Raw genomic sequence first — 22,008 nt, forward strand, 5'->3', positions numbered from 1 at the left:
GCTCAATGAGTAATGTCACCTGGTTAGGCGCGCAAGATCACTTCCCTAATCCACTTATTTGCCAAGATCCAGATCCAAGTGTTCCTGGCCTCATTGCTGTAAGCGAACGTATCTACCCAGGACAACTAGCGAAGGCATATCAACTAGGTATTTTTCCCTGGTATTCCGATAATCAACCGGTGTTGTGGTGGTCACCCAACCCACGCATGGTGCTTGAACCCAAAAATTTTAGATGTCATCATTCATTAAAAAAAACAATAAAGCAATTTATACAAGATCAAAATAAGTCTATTGTGGTTGACGATAATTTTGGTGCAGTACTTCGTTCATGCGCAATGACTAAGCGTAAGAATCAGGATGGCACTTGGATAACCCATGAAATTATGGATTCGTATACCCAACTCTATGAACAGGGTTGTGCCCACAGCATTTCGGTTATGGAACATGGCAGTCTTATTGGCGGCCTCTATTGCGTCTCTTTTGGCGGCATGGTTTTTGGAGAGTCTATGTTTAGCCATCATAGTGATGCATCCAAAATTGCGTTGGCAGCACTTTGTGCCTGGTGTGATCAGCATCAGGTAGAGTTGATTGATTGCCAGCAAGAGACCGCCCATCTGAGCTCATTAGGTGCTGCGCCGATTGCTCGAGAGCAATTTTTAGCCCATCTGCAAAAAGCCTTAAAGCAATCTAATATTGATATTCCTTGGGACTTTAATAAAGCAATTTTGCACCATTGGTTATGACTCGTATAAAAGAACTACCACTTACTGCTTTGCAATTTTATGCAACAGCGCCCTATCCCTGTAGTTACTTGCCTGGGAAAACGGCACGCTCACAGGTGGCAACGCCTTCGCACGTAATTCATGCGGATCTTTATGGTGAATTAGTAAATGCAGGCTTTCGTCGCAGTGGACTGTATACCTACAGACCATACTGTGATGAATGCAATGCATGCACAGCTACTCGTATTTTGGCTAAGCAATTTATACCTAATCGTAGCCAAAAAAGATCAAAGAAAAAACATGCTGGCTTAGTCGCCCGCATTCTTAATTTGGGTTACCAAGAGGAGCACTTTGCCCTCTACCACCAGTATCAAAAAGATCGTCATCCTAGCCAAGAAAGTAATCCAGATAACCAAGAGCAGTACCAGCAATTTTTATTACAAAGTCGCGTAAATTCTCGCATTGTTGAATTCCGTGACGGACCAAATGATGCTAACCCAGGTCAACTGCGCATGGTCAGCATGATTGATATTCTCGAGCAAGGAATTTCATCGGTTTATACCTTCTTCGATACCAGCGATTCTTCCACTAGTTATGGCAGCTACAGTATTTTGTGGCAAATTGAGCGGGCTATAGAGCTGACACTTCCCTACCTATACCTAGGCTACTACATTCAAGATAGTGAAAAAATGGCCTATAAAGCCAAGTTTCAGCCACTAGAGGGCTTAATTGATGATCAATGGCAGTCCATCATTGGGCCATAATATCGAATCATGATCGACAGTTACCCCCTCCTACGCCCTCTTCTATTTTCTTTGGATCCTGAGCTTGCCCACGACCTGTCGATGAGCGCCCTGGATCAGGCGCACCGTTGGGGTATGTTGAATTTATTTGCTCAGCAACCAGCACCTGACCCGCGCATAGTGTGTGGAATTTCCTTTCCTAACCCTGTTGGTTTAGCTGCTGGCCTAGATAAAGATGGTAAGCATATTGATGCACTCGGTGCACTGGGCTTTGGTTTTTTAGAAATCGGCACAGTCACACCTAAACCGCAGCCAGGTAATCCGAAGCCCCGTATGTTTAGATTGCCGCAAGCGCAAGCAATTATTAATCGCATGGGTTTTAACAATGATGGGGTTGATGCCTGTGTTGAGCGCGTCAGAAATTCTGCTTATTGGCAAAACGGCGGTATTGTGGGATTAAATATTGGCAAGAATGCCAGCACCCCTATTGAAAACGCAGCAGATGACTATGTCACAGCGATGCAATCGGTCTATAAAGTTGCTGCCTACATTACTGTCAATATTTCCTCTCCCAATACCCAAAATCTTCGAGCCTTACAAGGCGAGGAAATGTTGCGCACTTTGTTGAGCTCACTAGATATTGCCAGAGAAAAACTGTGTGACCAGCATGGGGTTCGCAAACCCTTGTTCCTCAAAATTGCACCCGATTTAGAGCCAAAAGATATCGACTTAATTGCCGACCTTTTATTGGAGTTTGGTATTGATGCCATCATTGCTACCAACACCACTATTGCCAGAGATGCTGTCAAAGGACTTCCTTACGCGCAAGAAACCGGGGGGCTCTCCGGTGCACCCGTTCGTCTACCCTCTACTAAAGTAATCGAGACACTGAAAACAAGGCTAGAGGGGAAAATTCCAATTATTGGGGTGGGTGGCATTTTGTCTGGAGTCGATGCCAAAGAAAAGATATCCGCAGGAGCAAGTTTGGTTCAAATCTACAGCGGCCTGATATACCGAGGTCCAAGACTCATTTCAGATTGCGCGAAGGCACTAAAAGCCCATTAATCACCCTCCTGACTCAGGCAATACAGCTTGATCATTTCATATTGTGCAATTTATAGAAAAATCGCTACAATTTAGTCTATGACTTTATCTAAAGTGGCAAAAGTACCAAAAACAACTGGAGAGGCCGGCAAAACAGCCATCCAGGTAATAGAGCGCATGATGAATTTGCTTGACGCCCTTGCTGTACACGAAGAATCCACTGGCCTTAAAAATCTTGCAGAAGAAACCCAGTTACACCCATCTACAGCGCACCGCATCTTAAATGACCTAGTGGCATGCAGATTAGTTGAGCGTGGCGATGGCGGTACCTATCGACTTGGCCTAAAGCTACTGGAGCTAGGAAACTTAGTTAAAGCAAGGCTCTCTGTGCGAGAGGCGGCTCAAGCACCAATGAGGGCGCTACATAAATTAACCGGCGAAACAATTAATCTATCGGTCCGTCAGGGAGATGAAATTGTTTATATCGATCGCGCCTATAGTGAACGTTCTGGCATGCAAGTGGTTCGTGCGATCGGTGGAAGAGCCCCACTCCACCTCACCTCAGTTGGTAAATTATTTTTAGCAAGTGATGATGTATCTCAGGTACGCGCCTATGTCACGCGTACTGGACTATCGGGACACACCAAAAACAGTATTACGGACTTATCAAAATTAGATATTGAGCTCAATCATGTCAAAAAAGATGGTCATGCACGCGATAATGAGGAGCTCGAACTGGGCGTTAGCTGTATAGCTGCTGAAATTTTTGACGATAGTGGTAAGTTAGTAGCAGGTCTCTCGCTGAGCTCGCCTACCGATCGCATTCAGTCCGAATGGCTGCGTCAGTTACAAGATACAGCAATACAAATCTCTAAAGGCATGGGCTATATACCCAAGCCCGCTATTGCCTAAGCCTACATTAATCTACGAATTGACTGTGGTTCACCGACGGGCATTCGCTCATACCACTCTTTAATTCGAACGGCATCTGCAAAGCGAGATTGCGTTCCAACCGAATCTAAGAAGACAAGTAATAGCGGCGTATTGTTTACTCTAGCCTGCATCACCAAACACCGGCCAGCTGCGTTAATAAATCCCGTCTTTTGGAGTCCGATATTCATATCGCCTGCACGTACTAAGCGATTCGTATTTAAAAATTTCTGCGGGCGATTAGAAATAATCATCGTTAGATCAGGCCAAGTTGAAAACTCGCGGATCATTTTATATTGATAGGAGGCGCCCAACATGCGGGTTAAGTCTTCCGCAGATGCTACGTTCTCACTCAATAAACCAGTAGGATCAGCGAAATGGGAGCGAGTCATCCCCAGCTCTTTAGCTTTGCGATTCATCGCATCAACAAATGCAGGAACACCTCCAGGGTAGTTTCTAGCAAGCGTATAGGCCGCACGATTCTCAGAGGACATCAATGCCAGTAACAGGGCCTCTTCTCTAGTCAGTACGGTACCGCCAGCAAGCCTAGAGCCACCATAGCTGTGTACGTCCTGAGCATTGATCACAATAGTTTCATCAAGCGGCATTTTAGAATCTAATACCACCATTGCTGTCATCAACTTGGTGATTGAGGCAATTGGCAAGCTGACAGAGGGGTTCTTCTCAAAATACACTTCTTTAGTGTCTTGATTAACTACCATGGCAACACTAGATTTCAGACTGAGATCGTCATGCTGTCCCCGTAAACCTAGAGCAGTGGCAAAGGACGGTCTGGCGGCAACAAGGGGTTCGGTAGTACGCGTAACCGTGACACGAACACGCTTTTGCTTCTTAGACGATTTTGCCGCTTGTTTAGAATCTACTTTACTAGCTGGTTTTGCAGCGGGCTTGCTTGATTTTGAATTTTGCGCCGTTGGATTAGCAGCCACTACTGAAATTGGAGTTAAGGCCAAAAGGGTGAGTACGGCAATAAAGCTAAAAGCCCAAAAACGATTCAAACTCATCCAAAATGCCTTCCCAAAATTTCAACACCCCTAATGATAGTGAACTTTTTCAATGCTAAGCACTTATTGGCAATGAAAATCGGAGGTAGCCCGAATTTAGTGACCCTACTACTCAGCAATAGTTGCCACGGTGCTTGATTGGCGGGCATTGACTAGCATCACGCCAAACATGGTGAGCGCTAGCCCAGCAACCATCAGTAAAGTAAAAGGCTCATCAAATAGCAACCATGCCATCACTGCCGTTGTTGGAGGCGTCAGATACAGCAGGCTTGTGACCTTGGTAGCCGCCCCCTTTCGGATCATCATGAACAACAGGCTGATCGATCCAATAGATAGGGGAAAGACAGCCCAAAGTAATGCGCCTACTACCGGCGCATTCCAGATCATGACGCCGGATTCGAAAAAATACATACAGAAAAAACACAGCACTGCAGAAATACTAAATTGAATAGATGAGCCTGCCCTAAGATCAAAAACAGGACAAAACTTCTTTTGATATAAGGTGCCAAAGGTAATGGAAAGTAATGCTGCAAAAGCAAGTACATAACTAGTTACAGGTATATGAGCAAAGCCAATTTTTTCCGCTACTACTAGTGCGACACCAGTAAACCCAAAGGCTAAGCCAATCCATTGCCTACTAGTGACCTTCTCAGAAATCCAGGCAGCAAACCAAGCCGTCAGAATTGGCTGAAGACCTACGATAATCGCTACCAGACCAGCAGTCATTCCAAGGCGAACTGCAAACCAAACACCCAGTAGATAGCCAAATTGAAGTAATGCCCCTGCTACGGCGATATGCCTGATTTGAGAGCGACTCGGCCAGCTAATGCGCCAAATGAGACTGAGGCAAGCCATTGCCATTAAGACCCCAATAAAACGCCAAAACAAAAAGGTTGCTGGCTCCACATAGGGCATTGCCAAGCGAGCGATGATAAAACCGGTACTCCAGATCAGGACAAAAAATGGGGCAATCAGGTTATCCAGCTTCAAATGCATAAGGTATTCATTAAATAGGGAGAAAATTAATCTTGCATTACCAATATTGGCGATGTTGGTAATTTTAGGCTTATTCAGTCGCATAGCTCAATATTTAGCCCAATTGTGACCTTTTATTGCTTAGCAGCAATACAGCGGTAGCGCAATATATAAATTTGTCGGTAGTATTAGGGGGAAGATTTATGAAGATATGCCGGGAATCCACCAGAAAGCGATTGAGATGAATCTAACACCAGAACAAATGGCTGCAGCTCAAAAGGCAAATTTAGAAACCTTGTCCAGCCTCACCAAGCAAGCACTGCAGAGCATCGAAAAGCTAGTAGAGCTCAATATGCAAATTGCCAAACAAAGCTTGGGTGAGAGCATGTCGAGCGCGAAGAAAGCATTGGAGGTAAAGGATATTCAGCAGTTACTCGCCCATCAAGCAGAAGCTGTTCAACCGATGGCTGAAAAAATCATGGCATACAGTCGACACCTATACGAGCTAGCGCATGACACTCAAGAAACCTTTACAAAATCTGCTGAAAAAGAATTGCAAGCTGGGCAACAAAAAATCAATTCCTTAGTTGAAGATTGGACTAAAAATGCACCAACAGGATCTGATGCTGCTGTCCAGGTGATGAAACAGGCGATTGCTTCTGCTAATACCGCTTTCGAAACTAGTCAGAAAGCGATTAAACAAGCCGTTCAACTAAGCAAAGGTAACCTGACCACTGCAACTGACTCCGCGATGAATATGGTGAAAACTGCTACAAAGGGTTCAAAGAAATAAAAAACTAGTCGCCCTAGTTGCCACTCAAAATAAAAGCCCAGATCACTGGGCTTTTATTTATTTCTGCTCAGCAGTGCAGCAGTTCCATCTCCGGCTTAATGCTTCTTCTTTACCGGTGGCAGGTCAGTGCAATGGCCACTAGCTGCTTCAGCAGCTAAGCCAACAGACTCACCTAAGGTCGGATGCGGATGGATGGTCTTACCCATATCAATGGCATCAGCACCCATCTCAATAGCCAGACAAACCTCACCAATCAAGTCGCCTGCATGGGTGCCAACAATGCCGCCCCCAATAATGCGTTTGCTTGTTGCGTCGAAAATTAACTTCGTAAAGCCTTCATCACGACCGTTGGCAATTGCTCTTCCACTAGCCGCCCAAGGGAACAATCCTTTTTCATAAGCAATACCTTGCGATTTACATTGCTCCTCGGTCAGGCCTGCCCAAGCTACCTCAGGATCGGTGTAAGCCACCGATGGAATTTGCTTTGCATCGAAATACGATTTCTGGCCAGCTGCAGCTTCTGCGGCAACATGACCTTCATGAACCGCTTTATGCGCCAACATCGGCTGCCCAACAATGTCACCAATAGCAAAAATATGCGGCGCATTAGTGCGCATTTGATTATCAACATGAATAAAACCGCGCTCATCAACCGCAACACCAGCAGCAACAGCATTAATCTTTTTGCCATTAGGCGTACGCCCTACTGCAACCAATACCAGATCATAAGTTTTTGGTTCCTTAGGAGCATTCTCACCCTCAAAACTCACTTGTATGCCGTCCGCTTTTACCTCTGCTTTTGAGGCACGGGTTTTTAACATAATGTTTTCGAAACGGCCGGCGTTAAATTTCTCCCACACCTTTTCCAAGTCTCGATCAGCGCCGGCCATCAAGCCGTCCATCATTTCTGCGATATCTATACTGGAGCCTAAGGTGCTGTAGACCGTAGCCATCTCTAAGCCAACAATGCCACCGCCAATGACTAGCATGCGCTTAGGAATGCTCTTGAGTAATAAAGCGCCGGTGCTATCTACAACCCGAGGATCTACAGGTAAAAATGGCAACTTCACAGGCTGGCTACCAGCTGCAATGATGGACTTCTGAAAATGAATGACTTCTTTCTGACCCGTGAGCTCTTGTCCATCACCAGAAGTTAATTGAACTTCAACATGATTCGCATCTAAAAAATGCCCGAGACCACGAACTACTTTTACTTTTCTTGCCTTGGCCATACCAGCCAAACCACCAGTAAGCTTACCAATGACAGAATCTTTGTAAGCACGCAACTGATCAAGCTCGATCTTTGGAGCTCCAAAAGTAATGCCATGCTTAGCCATTGTCTTGACTTCGTCCATCACTGCCGTAGTGTGCAGCAATGCCTTAGATGGAATGCAACCTACATTCAAGCAAACCCCGCCTAAGGTAGCGAAGCGCTCAATGATGATCGTATTCATACCTAAGTCAGCGCTACGAAAGGCTGCGCTGTAACCACCGGGGCCAGCACCTAATACAAGAACCTCGCATTCGTGATCAACCTTACCGCTGTATTGACCAGCAGTAGGAGCGCTCATCACTGGTGAATCTACTTTGGCAATTGGGGCTGCCTCTGCTACAGGAGTTGGGGCTGTCGCTGGAGCTGAGCTCGAAGAAACTGCTTCAATTTCACAAACGATGCTCCCTTTACCCACTTTATCGCCCGTCTTCACTGCAATACTGATGACTGTACCAGCGGCATCAGATGGAATCTCCATCGTCGCCTTGTCTGACTCTAGTACTAGCAGAGGCTGCTCTTTTGCTATGACGTCGCCTACTTTAATTAAAACTTCAATTACTGGGACATCTGCATTGTCACCAATATCTGGAACTAGGATGGATAGCTTAGCCATGATGTCTCCTTAAAGCGCTGCACGACGGAAGTCGGACATAAGCTGAGCGATATACACATTAAATCGAGTTGCAAGGGCGCCATCAATCACTCGGTGATCCGCACTCAAGGATAGGGGGCAGATCAAGCGTGGCACAAACTGCTTACCATCCCAAACGGGCTTCATAGCAGCCTTGCTGACACCTAAGATTGCCACTTCGGGTGCATTCACAATGGGAGAGAAATACGTCCCGCCAATACCGCCTAAAGAGGATATGGTGAAACTAGCCCCTTGCATTTGATCTGGCTTCAGTTTTCCGTCACGGGCTAGGGCGGCCAACTCCGAAGTCTCACGAGCAAGCTCAACAATCCCTTTTTTATCTGCATCACGAATAACCGGCACTACTAAACCATTGGGCGTATCGGCAGCAAAGGCAATGTTGAAATACTTCTTGAGAACCAGATCATCGCCATCAATAGAACTATTGAACTCAGGATACTTCTTGAGTGCCGCTACTGCAGCCTTCATAAGAAAGGCTAACATTGTGATTTTGACACCCTGCTTTTCATTCTCTTTGTTAGTCAGAACCCGAAATGCCTCTAGATCTGTGATGTCTGCATCCTCGTGATAAGTCACGGCAGGAATCATCACCCAGTTGCGCCCTAAGTTCGCAGCAGTGAGTTTCTTAATGCGATTGAGTGGCTGACGCTCTGTGTCACCGAATTTAGAGAAATCCACTTTAGGCCAAGGAATTAAGTTCAAACCACCCAAACTACCGCCCGATGCATTTGCGCTATTAGCTCCATTGCTAGCACCACCAAGCATCGCCGCTTTTACAAATGCTTGCACATCATCTTGAGTAATTCTGCCCTTAGGGCCGCTACCACTGACCAGATGAATAGTTACCCCCAATTCACGAGCAAATTTACGAACCGTCGGGCTAGCGTGGCTTGCAGTGGCATCAATCTCTACTGGGATATTAACTACTGGCAGCGGTACTGGCGCACGTTGTATTGGCGGCTCAACGGGTGGTGCTGAGCTGATCGATGCTGCAGGAGCCACCACAACGGGAGACACTACTGAGGGGGCAGCTGAAACAGCAGAAACAGTAGGAACAGCGGCTGCCCCACTCTCTTCTAATACGAGAACAATAGAGCCCTCGGAAATAGAGTCACCCATTTTGACTTTGACTTCTTTCACAATGCCGGCATGCGAAGAAGGGATATCCATTGTGGCTTTATCGGATTCCAGGACAACGATGGATTGCTCCACCTCAACCCGATCGCCGACTTTGACCAGCACTTCAATAACAGGAACATCTTGATAATCCCCAATATCGGGGACTTTGATATCAATTAATTGGCTCATAGTTTCTATCTCTTATCAAACCGTCATTGGGTTTGGTTTACTTGCATTGATCTCATATTTCTTAATGGCCTCAGCAAGCTTCTGACGATCCATCTGACCTGAATCTACAAGAGAGCGTAGTGCTGTTAAAACAATCCAGCGGCGATCGACCTCAAAGAAATCACGCAATTGCTCGCGCGTGTCTGAGCGTCCAAAGCCATCTGTACCAAGCACCTCAAATCGTCGACCTAGGTGCTGAATTGCTGGACGAATTTGTTCTGCAAATAAACGTACATAGTCAGTTGCAGCAATCACTGGACCTACGGTATCTTTCAGGCACTTTTCTACATGAGAAAGGACTGGGGCAGAAGCTGGGTTGAGCAAATTGTTGCGATGGGCAGCATTCCAATCGCGACCAAGCTCAGTAAAGCTTGGGCAACCCCATAAATCAGAAGAAACTCCCCAATCTTTATGGAGAATTTCTGCGGCTTCAATCACTTCACGGAAGATCGTTCCTGAACCTAGTAACTGAACTCGCAACTTCGCATTCGCTTCACCAACGGAGCTCAGTTTATACATACCCTTAATGATGTCCTGCTCAGCACCCTTCGGCATAGCTGGATGAGCATAGTTCTCATTCATTAGGGTAATGTAGTAATAAATATCTTCTTGGTCAGTAAGCATACGGCGCATACCATCTTGAATCACCACTGCAACCTCAAAAGAAAATGAAGGGTCGTAACTGATGCAGTTCGGAATAGCTGAACTCCAAACTTGACTATGTCCGTCCTCATGCTGAAGACCTTCGCCATTCAGCGTTGTCCTACCAGCGGTACCACCGAGCAAAAAGCCACGACTACGCATATCACCAGCAGCCCAAGCTAAGTCACCGATACGCTGGAAACCAAACATGGAATAAAAAATATAGAAAGGCAACATGGGCACACCATGTGTCGAGTAAGCAGTAGCGGCTGCAATCCAGTCGCACATGCCACCCGCCTCATTAATACCCTCTTGTAAGATTTGACCGGTCTTATCTTCTTTATAGAACATCAGCTGGTCATGATCTTCAGGCGTATACAGCTGGCCAGACTGACTCCAGATGCCCAGTTGGCGGAACATGCCTTCCATACCAAAGGTACGAGACTCATCAGGAACAATCGGCACTACGCGTTTACCAAGCACCTTGTCACGCACAATCGTATTCAGTATGCGAACAAAAACCATCGTGGTCGATATCTCTCGACCCTCAGTTGTTGCCTCCAATAAAGGCGCAAAGACATCCAATGCGGGCACTGGCAAACTCTCCGCCTTCATACGACGCTGAGGCAAATATCCGCCTAACTCTTGACGACGCGCTTTCATATAATTCAGCTCTGGACTGCCTTCAGCAAATTTCACTAAAGGCATTTCTTCCAACTGCTCATCTTTTACCGGAATCTCAAAGCGATCACGGAAGCGACGGACATCATCATCGTTCATCTTTTTCGCTTGGTGAGCAATATTCATCGCTTCACCAGAACCACCCATGCCGTAGCCTTTAATAGTGTGAGCCAAAATCACAGTAGGCTGGTTTTGATGGTTTACTGCAGATTGAAATGCCGCAAACACTTTGTGTGGATCATGTCCACCGCGATTAAGCTGCCAAATATCCTCATCACTCCAGTCACTCACTAGCGCCTTAAGTTCTGGGGTGTTGAAAACTATTTCACGAACGTATGCACCGTTTTTTGACTTCATCGTTTGGTACTGTCCATCGACAATTTCACCAAGACGCTGCATCAAAATTCCTTTTTTGTCGCGTGCAAACAGGGCATCCCAATTTCCACCCCACACAACTTTGATTACATTCCAGCCAGAGCCACGAAATTCGCCTTCAAGCTCCTGAATAATCTTGCCGTTACCACGTACCGGTCCATCAAGACGCTGCAAATTACAATTGACAACAAAAATAAGATTGTCTAACTTCTCGCGGCCAGCCATACCGATCGCACCCAAAGATTCAGGCTCATCTGTTTCACCATCGCCTAGGAACGCCCATACTTTACGACCTGCAGATTGGATAAATCCACGGTCTTGCATGTAACGCATAAAGCGAGCTTGATAAATGGCCATAATTGGGCCAAGACCCATCGACACCGTTGGAAACTGCCAGAAATCAGGCATTAACCAAGGATGCGGGTAGCTAGAAATTCCCTTGCCACTCACCTCTTGGCGGAAGTTATCTAACTGCTCATCACTTAAGCGCCCTAACATATAGGCACGAGCATAGATGCCCGGCGCAGAATGCCCCTGAACGAATATTAGATCGCCACCATGCTCTGGTGAAGGCGCATGCCAAAAATGGTTAAAGCCAACATCGTATAAAGTTGCCGCCGATTGAAACGAGGAAATATGACCACCAACGTTGGTATCTTTGTTGGCGCGCAAGACCATTGCCATCGCATTCCAACGTGTGTACGAACGAATACGATGCTCAATATTTTGATCGCCTGGAAGCCTAGCCTGCTGGTCCACCGGAATAGTATTGATGTAAGGCGTCTCAGCGTGAAACGGTTGGTTAACTCCGTTGACTCTGGCATGGGAGATTTGCTGATCAATAAGATAGGCTGCTCTTTCAGCGCCCTCATTTCGAATAACACCATCCAAAGCTTGTAACCACTCTTGGGTTTCCCCTGGGTCTGAATCTTGCTTGCCTGCACTACCCAAAATTTGATCTGGAACCGCTGCCATAAACTGCCTCCATTAAATACATTGGTGTTATTGAATTACTTTATAGCTCACATTTTAGGTAGGTCTTTTGGCGTAAACAAGCAATCTTTCACATAATGATAGTATTTCTCACTATATGGAATAATGCTGCGTTGCATATATAAAGCGGATACAACGCATCTAATCTAAAACCAGATGATGAGGCAAAATAAAGCACCATATGAGCGCACTAGCACCCCTATTTCAAAAACTAAGACCGAAACTTTTACTTCGCAAAATAAGGAGTCACAGGCTAGTCTTTACACCATTAATAGCGATCGTACTATTCACAATGGTGATGGGCTTAATCTTGGGAACGTTACAACTACAAGAAAAAAGTCAGCAAGAGGCGGGATTATTTAGAGAGCTCTCTATTGCAAAACAGCGCATTCAATTACGCTTCGCAAACAATACGGATTTAATGCAGGCGATGGGGCGGGAATATATTGGAAGCAGTAATTACGATAAAGCCAACAATAACTTTACGGCGGAAGCAGAAACGCTAGTCCATGCGAATCACGAAATCATCCAAATTCTATGGATTGATGAAAAAGAACAAAAACAGTTAAGCATTCCACCCAGCAATATCAAGTTAGATTGGCTGAGAGCACCAAATAATTCACCGATCGTTAATGAAGCACTTAAAAAATCAATGGATTTAAGCGCGGCTACAAACAGAGCTGCATTCAGCAAATTCCTCGCTATCACCATTCCGGGGGATGAGCTCGCTGGTAAAGAAATTCGCGATGTATTTTGGCAAACAGTTCCACAATTTTCCGGAAACGAAAACCGAGGCATGGTGGCTGTTCTGTACTCAACTCAAGGCATCCTGGATATCATTCCGGGTGAGCTTAAAGGGCAATATCGCTTTACTCTAGTCACAGATAGTGACAAGGTATTAGCAATCTCATCAGATAAAAATATTCCTAAACGGGCATTTAGCAATCAAACAAGCCTAGATTTAGGGGTTCTTAGTCCGAACCTCAGTTTACGAATTGATACGTACCCCCCGCCAACAAACTTAAGTTTTCGCATGCTGATCGGCGTGGTGCTTGGCTTAAGCGCCTTTGTTGTGTGGAGTTTGTGGTCAGTCTTAAAGCAAATGCAAGTAAGGCAAGAAGCAGAGGCGAATCTTCGTGCAGAAACGAATTTTCGTATTGCAATGGAAAACTCAACACCAGTGGGTATCCGCGCACATGGCATGGATAAAGCGATTACCTATGTTAATCCAGCGTTTTGCGATATGACAGGCCTGTCAGCCGATGAATTAATTGGCCAAAAACCGCCTTTTATCTTTTGGCCTGAGGAGGATAAAGATACCTTAAGTGAAAAAATAAATCGGGCATTAGAAGGAGCGATGGCGGAGGAAAAAAAGATCGGCATCGAAGGTTCCATCGCCCACCGCAACGGCACCATCATACAAACCCGCACCTTTATCTCGCCGCTAATTAATGAGAAAGGCAAGCAAACGGGTTGGGTCACTTCGTTAATTGATATTTCTGAGCCGAAGAAAATTCGTCAAGAATTAGCAGCCGCGCAAGATCGTTTCGTAACGGTGCTTGAAGGATTGGATGCCTCAGTATCGGTGGTATCCAATGAAACAGGAGAACTACTTTTTGCAAATCGCTTTTATCGAGAAACCTTTGGCGCAGATGCTCGGGGACACTTCGACTTAGTCGGCACTAATACTGCAGCCCCCCCTATCAATTCAGAATTAGAATCTGAAGAAATCCAACTCCTCAACGAATCTACTGGCATATCAAAATGGTATGAAGTGCGTCGTCGTTTTATTCCTTGGGTTGATGGTCACTTAGCGCAACTTTTAATTGCTACCGATATTACAGTTCGAATCGAAGCGGATGACTTAATGCGACAACATGAAGAGCGCATGCAATTTACTAGCCGCTTAACGACGATGGGGGAAATGGCTTCCTCTCTGGCTCATGAGCTAAATCAACCGTTAGCAGCTATTTCAAACTACTGCATGGGGGTAGCCAAACGCTTACAAGGTCATCTCGACCCTAGCGTGCAAAATGATATTCTTCCGGCGCTAGAAAAAGCGTCTAATCAGGCGCACAGAGCTGGCACTATCATTCAGCGCATCAAGGGCTTTGTAAAGCGCAGTGAACCCCAGCGATCTTCTTGCGATATTAGCGAAATCATCAATGATGCGACTGGGCTGGTTGAAATTGAAGCCAACCGCCATCGGCTGAGTATTCAGTCTCATGTCGATGAAAACTTGCCAAGAGTAGATGTAGACCCAGTCTTAATTTTGCAAGTTTTAGTCAACCTCCTGAAGAACTCGCTAGACAGTATGCGGGAGGTATACCCCCTTTCCTCTAGATGGTCGGCCCCTCCGGTGACTATTTCTGCGGACTTAGAAACCAGCACCTTTCCCGCCATGCTGCGCATTCAAGTAAGGGATACGGGGGCTGGGATCACTGAAAACGTCCTTAAACGTATGTTTGAGCCCTTTTTTAGCACTAAAAATGATGGTATGGGCATGGGCCTGAATATTTGCAGATCTATTATTGAATCCCATCATGGTCGTCTATGGGCAAAAAACCAGATGGATGAGGAACAAATAAAGCTCACGGGCTGCACCTTTACAATACTATTACCTCTAGAGATTGTTGGCTCTGGAGTCAGCGCCTAATTTTTACCCTTGGATTGACCTAAGAAAGTACACATGAACATCGCTACCGCTTTAAAACCTAATCAAGCCGAGGTGGTTTATGTTGTAGATGATGATGAGGCAGTTCGTGACTCCCTCACTTGGCTCCTAGAAAGTAATGGCTACTTGGTTCGCTGCCATGCGAGTGCTGAACGTTTTTTACAGTCGCTACAAAGTACTGATAAATCAACGATCTCATGCGCAATATTGGATGTGAGAATGCCTGGGATGTCGGGCCTTGAACTTCAAGAGCGCTTAATTAGCGAGAATCTGCCAATGCCGGTTGCATTTATCACCGGCCACGGAGATGTATCCATGGCCGTTTCAACTATGAAGCGTGGCGCTGTAGACTTTATTGAAAAGCCTTTTAAAGAAAATGATCTCTGCCTCTTAGTTGATCGGATGCTTGCAAAAGCGCGTATTGATTATGCTCAAGCAAATCAACGTAAAACAAATAACAGCTTATTAAGCAAACTTACTGGACGTGAACGCCAAGTTCTAGAGCGCATTGTTGCTGGCCGTTTAAACAAACAATGTGCAGATGATCTTGGAATCTCTATCAAAACAGTAGAAGCGCATCGCGCCAATATTATGGAGAAGTTAAATGTCAATACTGTTGCCGATCTCCTGCGCTTGGCTTTATCCGATCCACAGTCTAATTAATTTTTCTTATGCCCGCTCAGTTACTCGATGGAAATGCGCTATCCAAAAAAATTCGCTCTGAGATTGCTGCACGCACTGCTATTGTCACAGCAAGAGGGGTTAAACCGGGTTTAGCTGTCATTGTGGTTGGCGAAAACCCAGCAAGTCAAGTTTATGTCCGCAATAAAGTAAAGGCCTGTGAGGATGTAGGCTTTTATTCAATATTAGAGCGATACCCTGAAGCTTTTAGTCAGTCAGAACTACTAAATCGCATCGCTGTTTTAAACGCTGATCCCGATATTCATGGAATATTAGTTCAACTGCCTCTGCCAAACCATATTGCCTCCGAAAAAGTGCTCGAAGCCATCGCCCCAGAAAAAGATGTGGATGGTTTTCATGTGGCTAATGCTGGCGCCTTAATGGTTGGTCAGCCTGAATTCAAACCTTGTACGCCTTATGGCTGCATGAAGATTTTAGAAAGTATTGACTATCCCATTCGGGGTGCTCGTGCCGTTATCGTTGGCGCCTCCAATATTGTTGGCAAGCCCATGGCAATGTTGTTACTACAAGCAGGCGCCACGGTGACTATTTGTAATAGCAAGACTCGTGACCTAGCCCATCACACTAAAGATGCTGATATTTTGGTTGTTGCTACCGGTAAACCCAAGATGGTTACTGGTGATATGGTCAAAAATGGTGCCGTTGTCATTGACGTAGGTATCAACAGAATGCCTGATGGTAAGCTGTGTGGCGACGTTGACTTTGATGCTGCTCAGTATGTTGCAGGCTGGATTACCCCCGTCCCAGGCGGTGTTGGTCCAATGACCATCACAATGCTGCTGATGAACACATTAGAAGCCGCAGAAAAATACTAAAAAGCATAAAGTTTTAAGGGAAATTCCCTCCCTTTATTGGCAAATTTCGTAGCAGTCCATTAAGCTAGAGGGATGACTACAAACACCTCACATTTTCCTTCGCCTGAATTGCAGACAAATCCTTTGATTTCATTTGGTAAAGGAATTGCCAATTATTGTGATGTCAAGCCTGAGCATATTGCACCAAGCATTGACTTTCTTCTAGAAAAAGCACAACTGGCAGTTGACCACGCTATACAAGAATCAACGCCAGCCACATGGAATGCTCTGGTTGAGCCCTTAGAAGATGCAACTGAATCTCTTGGTCGTTCCTGGGGTGTCATATCCCATTTAAATAGTGTTGCTGATACCCCAGAGTTGAGAGAAGCTTACGGCGATATGCTTCCAAAGGTAACCGCTTTCTTTTCAAGCCTCGGTCAAAATTTAGCGCTTTATGAAAAATTTAAACTACTAAGCCAGACTCCTGAATTTACATCCCTAAGGCTAGACCAGAGAAAAGTTATTGATAACTCTTTAAGAGATTTTCGTCTGGGTGGTGCTGAACTTGCCGACAAAGATAAGCCTCGTTTTGCACAAATTCAAGATCAGCAAGCCATCCTAGGAAAAGCATTTTCAGATCATGTACTTGATGCAACCAATCACTTTACACATCATATTTTAAATAGAGAAGAATTAATCGGACTACCTGAGGATGCTATCGCAGCAGCAGCAGACCTTGCAAAACAAAAGGATCTACAAGGATGGGCCTTTTCCCTGCACTTTCCTTCCTACTACCCCGTGATGCAGTATTCAGAGAATCGTTCATTGAGACGGTTGATGTACGAGGCCTATGTCACTCGATCCTCAGAGTTGGCGCCCCAGTATGGCCAAGGAAAATTAGAATGGGATAACGCTGAGAATATGTTGATACAACTTAGCCTGCGCAATGAAGAAGCGCGGATGCTGGGTTTTGAGAACTATTCCTCGCTAAGCCTAGCCCCAAAGATGGCGCGAGATGTTGAAGAGGTAGACCACTTTCTAAGCGATATCGCAACGCGCTCAAAGCCATTCGCAGAAAAAGATTGGGCTGAGTTACAAGCGTTTAGCCAATTACAGCTTCAACTCGAGGATGGTTTGCAGCCATGGGATATAGCCTTTGCTTCAGAGCAACTAAAGCAAGAGCGCTATGCCTTTTCTGAAAATGAATTGAAGCAATACTTTCCACTACCTCAGGTTTTGAAGGGATTGTTTGGCGTCATTCAAACTCTATTTGGTGTTCGCATACAAGCGGCTGATTTACCGACCTGGCATGATGACGTGCAGTCCTTTTCAGTCAGCGATGCTGCTGGAAGTATTCTGGCCTACTTTTATTTGGACCCGTACTCAAGACCTGGTAAGCGTGGTGGCGCCTGGATGGACGACGCAAGGGGAAGACGGTTACTAGCTAATGGAGAAATCCAGATTCCGATTGCGTATTTAGTATGTAATTTCGCCGCCCCCATCAAAGTCGACGGTACGCTACAACAGCCAACAATTACTCATGATGATGTCATCACCCTATTTCATGAAAGCGGTCATGGCCTACACCATCTCCTCACTCAGGTAGGGGCATTGGGTGTATCTGGTATCAATGGCGTGGAGTGGGATGCTGTTGAGCTACCTAGCCAATTCATGGAAAACTTTTGCTGGGAATGGGAAGTTTTAGAAACGATGACTGCCCATGTTCAAACAGGAAAGCCCTTACCTAGAACTCTCTTTGATAAGATGCTGGCTGCTAAGAATTTTCAAAACGGCTTAAGCACCTTAAGACAAGTTGTATTTTCATTAACGGACTGGCGTTTACATTCTAACTTTCAGTCTGAGCAAGCTAAAAATTTAGCTGTATTAGAGTTTTCCAAAACTATCGCTGATGAATTTAATGTTATTCCACAAGCTGAGATATCTCGTTGGCCAAACACATTTAGCCATATTTTTGCTGGTGGATATGCAGCTGGATATTACAGCTACAAATGGGCTGAGGTACTCTCCGCTGATGTGTATGCTGCATTTGAAGAGGCCGCTAAATTGACTGGCAGTGTTTTAGATGTGCAAACAGGTATTCGTTATCGCACTGAGATCTTGGAGGTTGGTGGAAGTCGGTCTGCTGCAGAATCCTTTAAAGCTTTTCGAGGTCGCGACCCCAGTATTGATGCATTACTTCGGCATGGTGGACTAGCAGCATAAAAGCCATACTGCTTAGGCCTGAATTTCTGCAATGATGGGAGCATGATCTGATGGCTGCTCCCACTTGCGAGGCTCTTTATCAATGAGGCTGGCGCTGCATTTTGTTTTAAGGGCGTCACTTAATAAAATATGGTCAATACGCATGCCCGCATTTCTTCTAAAGCCCATCATCCGGTAGTCCCACCAGCTAAATGATTTTGGTGCTTGCTCAAACATTCGGTATGAATCTGATAAACCCAGGTCAATTAAGCGCTGAAACGCTGCTCGCTCATCCACAGAAACAAGATTCTGTCCGATCCATTTAGACGGATCATGCACATCGGCGTCAGTTGGCGCAATATTAAAATCACCTAGCAGGGCTAAACGGGAATTGTTGGCTAATTCACTTTTAAGCCAGTCCTCTAGTGCTTTTAACCAGCTCAACTTATAAACAAACTTATCGCTATCTGGAGATTGCCCATTAGGAAAGTATGCTGATACCAATCGCAATGGCTGCAATCCATTAAAGCAAACTGTGGCTGCCAAAATACGCTGTTGCTCATCGGCATTGCCGGGGATATTTCGGATGGGGTTGATGAAAGTCGTCTCTATATCTGAGCTCATGGATGCCAGTGCCGCGCGTCGAACAATAATAGCAACGCCGTTGTAGGTTTTTTGTCCGGCAACCAAATTAAGATACCCAGCAGCCTCAAGTTCGCGATGAGGATATTTATCATCTGTCATCTTCAGTTCTTGAAGGCAAAGAGCATCAATGGGCTTATCAGCTTTTTCTTGCTCAGCGAGCCAACGGAGTACTTGTGGCAATCGCACTTTTAGTGAATTGACATTCCAGGCGGCGATTCTTATAGGCTCAGTCATTAATACCAAGCTCCTGTAATTTTCGAGTAATCGTATTACGTCCGATACCAAGGCGCTGGGCAGCTTCAACGCGTCTACCACGGGTAACCTCTAAGGCTGCCTGAAGCACGACCTTTTCAAACTTAGACGACAGAGCATCGTATACAGATACAACGCCATCTTGAAGCATTTGGGATGCTACGCGACTGAGCCCGCTCTCCCAATCAGTAGAGAGCGATAAGGACGAGGCCATCTCACCGGGTCCTGTAAGAGGACGCTCATTAGCTTGGGCCACGATATCGGCCGGCAAATCACTCGTACCAATTAAATTGGATGGAGTCATTACTGTTAGCCAATGGCAGAGATTCTCTAATTGACGAACATTCCCAGGAAAGGGCATTGCAGTGATTTCTTTCAAAACTTCATCAGATAATTTTTTAGGGGCAACGCTCAAAGCTTTCGCACATGACAGCATAAAGTAATGGGCTAACACGGGTATATCCTCAGCCCGCTCACGCAATGGTGGCATACGCAAACGAATAATATTTAACCGGTGCAATAAATCTTCGCGAAAGGCACCTGCAGCAACCCGTGCTTCCAGATTCTGATGCGTTGAGGCAATAATCCGCACATTGGCCTTAATCGGATCTTGGCCCCCAACCCGATAAAAATGACCATCCGTTAGAGCGCGCAATAATCGCGTCTGCAAATCTAAGGGAATATCGCCGATCCCGTCCAAAAATAGCGTTCCGCCATCAGCCTGCTCGAAGCGCCCACGACGCAATGTCAATGCACCCGGAAAAGCGCCACGCTCGTGCCCAAATAATTCAGACTCCAATAAATCCTTGGGGACTGCGGCCGTACTAAAGGCCATAAAAGGGCCTTTAGCTCTTGGACTATGCCTATGTAAAGCTTGAGCAACCAGCTCTTTGCCAGTCCCTGACTCACCAGTGATGAGCACTGTGGAGTGCGACTGAGCAAGACGTCCAATGGCCCTAAAAACCTCCTGCATAGCGGGTGCTTGACCAATAATTTCCGTAGCGTCCTGTCTCCAGCCATTAGCTTCTTTGTTGCCCGACTGATTACGCTCGCCCTGCTCCATCCCACGACGAATTAATTCAATGGCTTTATCAATATCAAATGGCTTAGTCAAATAATCAAAGGCACCGCCCTGAAATGAAGAGACCGCTGAGTCTAGGTCTGAGTAGGCCGTCATGATGATCACAGGCAAGAGCGGATGTGTCTCTTTAATAGTCTGTAAAAGATCTAGGCCATTACCGCGAGGCATACGGATATCGGAAATAATTACTTGTGGCAGCTCTTTCTCTAGAGCGCTTAAGACATCATTAGGATTAGAAAAGCTCTTGTGCGCAATATTCTCACGGGTAAGCGCTTTCTCAAGCACCCAGCGAATAGATTGGTCATCATCGACGATCCAAACGGGTTTCATAACGGCTTCTCCTGCTTACGATATGGAATTTGAATATGAAAATCAGTCCGACCAGGACTGCTGTCACAAGCTATAAAACCTTGATGCTGCTGTACAAAAGTTTGAGCTAAAGTCAGACCAAGTCCACTACCGCCCTCTCGACCCGAAACTAAAGGAAAAAATATGCGCTCACGTATATCCTCAGGGATCCCTGGGCCGTTATCTATTACGTGCAAATCCATTGCCATCTTATAGCGGTGTTTAGAAATCGTAACGGAGCGAGCGACGCGAGTTTTAAATTCAATCTGGGCTACACCCGCACTGATTTCATCGGAGAGAGCTTGAGCAGCATTGTGGGCAATATTGAGAATTGCCTGAATTAACTGTTCACGATCTCCTAAAATTTCAGGAAGGCTAGTATCGTAACTACGAATAATCTTCAGACCCTTTGGAAACTCAGCCAAGACCAAACTACGAACCCTCTCTAAGGCCTCGTGTACGTTAAATAATTCCATAGCATGCGCTTTGCGATGCGGGGCAAGTAGACGATCAACCAAATCCTGTAAGCGATCGGACTCTTTAATAATCACTTGCGTATATTCGCGTAGGCCTTTATCGGGAAGCTCAAACTCTAAAAGTTGAGCTGCACCACGAATACCCCCTAAAGGATTTTTAATCTCGTGCGCTAAATTGCGCATGAGTTGTTTGTTTGCCTCAACCTGCTGAGTTACCCGTTCATCACGCTCGCTGCGCAATTGCTGGTCGATTGGAAACCACTCCATCATGATGAGCGATGGGTCTTCAAGACTGGCAACTACTACATGAGCAGGTATAGACTCCTGGTGAATACTTCCAGGTAATGAGTGCAGTACCATTTCTTGCCGCTCGGCGGAAAAATGCCCTGCTTTGATCTCTTCAATCATATTGCTAAGAGAGGGATTGCTGCCAAATAAATCCTGAATGGATTGGCCCTCTAGTGATTTACGTGATAAATCAAGAGCAGACTCAGCTGCTGCGTTTACGTAAACTAAATGTAGAGTATTTGCCTCGAATACCACGATGGCATTCGGCATTTGGTCGAGCAATGTCGGAAAAAAAGGAGCAGCCGAAGCTGCCCCTTTTAGCGAATTGCGCAAAAGACCTGCGCTCAACTG

At 45.7% G+C, this 22,008-nt stretch carries 17 protein-coding genes; 9 read left to right on the forward strand and 8 right to left on the reverse strand.

What is annotated here, in order from left to right; all coding sequences use genetic code 11:
- Positions 1–5: 5 nt before the first annotated feature.
- The 4 genes from aat (at position 6) to QUD86_RS04775 (ending at position 3,421) form a co-directional block, all read left to right on the forward strand.
- Positions 6–743: a leucyl/phenylalanyl-tRNA--protein transferase gene (gene aat, locus QUD86_RS04760; protein ID WP_286298546.1), complete on the forward strand. Its 738-nt coding sequence runs from the start codon at positions 6–8 to the stop codon at positions 741–743.
- Entirely contained in the window at positions 740–1,486 is a 747-nt protein-coding gene (locus QUD86_RS04765) for an arginyltransferase (protein WP_286298548.1), read from the forward strand. Before aat ends, QUD86_RS04765 begins: the two co-directional genes overlap by 4 nt.
- 9 nt (positions 1,487–1,495) lie before the next feature.
- Positions 1,496–2,530: a quinone-dependent dihydroorotate dehydrogenase gene (locus QUD86_RS04770; protein WP_286298550.1), complete on the forward strand. Its 1,035-nt coding sequence runs from the start codon at positions 1,496–1,498 to the stop codon at positions 2,528–2,530.
- A gap of 78 nt (positions 2,531–2,608) precedes the next feature.
- On the forward strand, positions 2,609–3,421 hold the full coding sequence (locus tag QUD86_RS04775) for an IclR family transcriptional regulator (protein WP_286298552.1): 813 nt from the start codon (positions 2,609–2,611) through the stop codon (positions 3,419–3,421).
- Between the two features lie 2 nt (positions 3,422–3,423).
- Here QUD86_RS04775 and QUD86_RS04780 read toward each other — a convergent pair whose 3' ends face one another.
- Together QUD86_RS04780 and QUD86_RS04785 are read right to left on the reverse strand one after the other, a co-directional pair.
- Positions 3,424–4,464 carry a serine hydrolase gene (locus tag QUD86_RS04780; protein ID WP_286298554.1) on the reverse strand — a complete coding sequence of 347 codons (1,041 nt, stop codon included), beginning with the start codon at positions 4,462–4,464 and terminating at the stop codon, positions 3,424–3,426.
- A gap of 108 nt (positions 4,465–4,572) precedes the next feature.
- A complete protein-coding gene (locus QUD86_RS04785) occupies positions 4,573–5,544 on the reverse strand; it encodes a DMT family transporter (RefSeq protein WP_502928884.1) in 972 nt (323 codons plus the stop codon).
- Between the two features lie 136 nt (positions 5,545–5,680).
- Between QUD86_RS04785 and QUD86_RS04790 the strand changes: the two genes are divergently transcribed.
- Positions 5,681–6,232, forward strand: coding sequence for a phasin family protein (locus QUD86_RS04790; protein ID WP_286295597.1), 552 nt, complete (start codon positions 5,681–5,683; stop codon positions 6,230–6,232).
- A gap of 95 nt (positions 6,233–6,327) precedes the next feature.
- Here QUD86_RS04790 and lpdA read toward each other — a convergent pair whose 3' ends face one another.
- From lpdA to aceE, 3 genes are read right to left on the reverse strand one after another with little or no spacing between them, the layout of a single operon-like run.
- Entirely contained in the window at positions 6,328–8,118 is a 1,791-nt protein-coding gene (gene lpdA, locus QUD86_RS04795; RefSeq protein WP_286295598.1) for a dihydrolipoyl dehydrogenase, read from the reverse strand.
- Positions 8,119–8,127: 9 nt separating this feature from the next.
- Complete coding sequence (gene aceF / locus QUD86_RS04800) at positions 8,128–9,465, reverse strand: dihydrolipoyllysine-residue acetyltransferase (protein WP_286295599.1); 1,338 nt, start codon at positions 9,463–9,465, stop codon at positions 8,128–8,130.
- Between the two features lie 15 nt (positions 9,466–9,480).
- Positions 9,481–12,177: a pyruvate dehydrogenase (acetyl-transferring), homodimeric type gene (gene aceE, locus QUD86_RS04805; protein WP_286295602.1), complete on the reverse strand. Its 2,697-nt coding sequence runs from the start codon at positions 12,175–12,177 to the stop codon at positions 9,481–9,483.
- A gap of 328 nt (positions 12,178–12,505) precedes the next feature.
- Here aceE and QUD86_RS04810 point away from each other — a divergent pair, with 328 nt between their 5' ends.
- From QUD86_RS04810 to QUD86_RS04825, 4 genes are all read left to right on the forward strand, one after another.
- Positions 12,506–14,851, forward strand: coding sequence for a PAS domain-containing sensor histidine kinase (locus QUD86_RS04810; RefSeq protein ID WP_286295604.1), 2,346 nt, complete (start codon positions 12,506–12,508; stop codon positions 14,849–14,851).
- A gap of 33 nt (positions 14,852–14,884) precedes the next feature.
- On the forward strand, positions 14,885–15,532 hold the full coding sequence (locus QUD86_RS04815; RefSeq protein ID WP_100378634.1) for a response regulator transcription factor: 648 nt from the start codon (positions 14,885–14,887) through the stop codon (positions 15,530–15,532).
- Positions 15,533–15,540: 8 nt separating this feature from the next.
- Positions 15,541–16,386: a bifunctional methylenetetrahydrofolate dehydrogenase/methenyltetrahydrofolate cyclohydrolase FolD gene (folD, locus tag QUD86_RS04820; protein ID WP_286295607.1), complete on the forward strand. Its 846-nt coding sequence runs from the start codon at positions 15,541–15,543 to the stop codon at positions 16,384–16,386.
- Between the two features lie 72 nt (positions 16,387–16,458).
- Positions 16,459–18,588 carry a M3 family metallopeptidase gene (locus QUD86_RS04825; protein WP_286295609.1) on the forward strand — a complete coding sequence of 710 codons (2,130 nt, stop codon included), beginning with the start codon at positions 16,459–16,461 and terminating at the stop codon, positions 18,586–18,588.
- Positions 18,589–18,600: 12 nt separating this feature from the next.
- On the opposite strand, the gene xth is transcribed toward QUD86_RS04825, so the two are convergent.
- The 3 genes from xth to glnL are packed head-to-tail and all read right to left on the reverse strand — an operon-like array spanning position 18,601 to position 21,990.
- On the reverse strand, positions 18,601–19,446 hold the full coding sequence (xth, locus tag QUD86_RS04830) for an exodeoxyribonuclease III (protein WP_286295610.1): 846 nt from the start codon (positions 19,444–19,446) through the stop codon (positions 18,601–18,603).
- Positions 19,439–20,875, reverse strand: coding sequence for a nitrogen regulation protein NR(I) (gene ntrC, locus QUD86_RS04835; protein WP_286295611.1), 1,437 nt, complete (start codon positions 20,873–20,875; stop codon positions 19,439–19,441). Before ntrC ends, xth begins: the two co-directional genes overlap by 8 nt.
- A complete protein-coding gene (gene glnL / locus QUD86_RS04840; RefSeq protein WP_353506544.1) occupies positions 20,872–21,990 on the reverse strand; it encodes a nitrogen regulation protein NR(II) in 1,119 nt (372 codons plus the stop codon). Before glnL ends, ntrC begins: the two co-directional genes overlap by 4 nt.
- Positions 21,991–22,008: the final 18 nt, after the last annotated feature.

The organism is Polynucleobacter sp. TUM22923 (assembly GCF_030295705.1).
Taxonomy (GTDB): Bacteria; Pseudomonadota; Gammaproteobacteria; order Burkholderiales; family Burkholderiaceae; genus Polynucleobacter.

Bases quoted from the DNA above. Each gene is read 5' to 3' on its own strand.
- aat (WP_286298546.1), top strand. From the start codon at position 6: ATGAGTAATGTCACCTGGTTAGGCGCGCAAGATCACTTCCCTAATCCA.
- QUD86_RS04765 (WP_286298548.1), top strand. From the start codon at position 740: ATGACTCGTATAAAAGAACTACCACTTACTGCTTTGCAATTTTATGCA.
- QUD86_RS04770 (WP_286298550.1), top strand. From the start codon at position 1,496: ATGATCGACAGTTACCCCCTCCTACGCCCTCTTCTATTTTCTTTGGAT.
- QUD86_RS04775 (WP_286298552.1), top strand. From the start codon at position 2,609: ATGACTTTATCTAAAGTGGCAAAAGTACCAAAAACAACTGGAGAGGCC.
- QUD86_RS04780 (WP_286298554.1), bottom strand. From the start codon at position 4,464: ATGAGTTTGAATCGTTTTTGGGCTTTTAGCTTTATTGCCGTACTCACC.
- QUD86_RS04785 (WP_502928884.1), bottom strand. From the start codon at position 5,544: ATGCGACTGAATAAGCCTAAAATTACCAACATCGCCAATATTGGTAAT.
- QUD86_RS04790 (WP_286295597.1), top strand. From the start codon at position 5,681: ATGAATCTAACACCAGAACAAATGGCTGCAGCTCAAAAGGCAAATTTA.
- lpdA (WP_286295598.1), bottom strand. From the start codon at position 8,118: ATGGCTAAGCTATCCATCCTAGTTCCAGATATTGGTGACAATGCAGAT.
- aceF (WP_286295599.1), bottom strand. From the start codon at position 9,465: ATGAGCCAATTAATTGATATCAAAGTCCCCGATATTGGGGATTATCAA.
- aceE (WP_286295602.1), bottom strand. From the start codon at position 12,177: ATGGCAGCGGTTCCAGATCAAATTTTGGGTAGTGCAGGCAAGCAAGAT.
- QUD86_RS04815 (WP_100378634.1), top strand. From the start codon at position 14,885: ATGAACATCGCTACCGCTTTAAAACCTAATCAAGCCGAGGTGGTTTAT.
- folD (WP_286295607.1), top strand. From the start codon at position 15,541: ATGCCCGCTCAGTTACTCGATGGAAATGCGCTATCCAAAAAAATTCGC.
- QUD86_RS04825 (WP_286295609.1), top strand. From the start codon at position 16,459: ATGACTACAAACACCTCACATTTTCCTTCGCCTGAATTGCAGACAAAT.
- xth (WP_286295610.1), bottom strand. From the start codon at position 19,446: ATGACTGAGCCTATAAGAATCGCCGCCTGGAATGTCAATTCACTAAAA.
- ntrC (WP_286295611.1), bottom strand. From the start codon at position 20,875: ATGAAACCCGTTTGGATCGTCGATGATGACCAATCTATTCGCTGGGTG.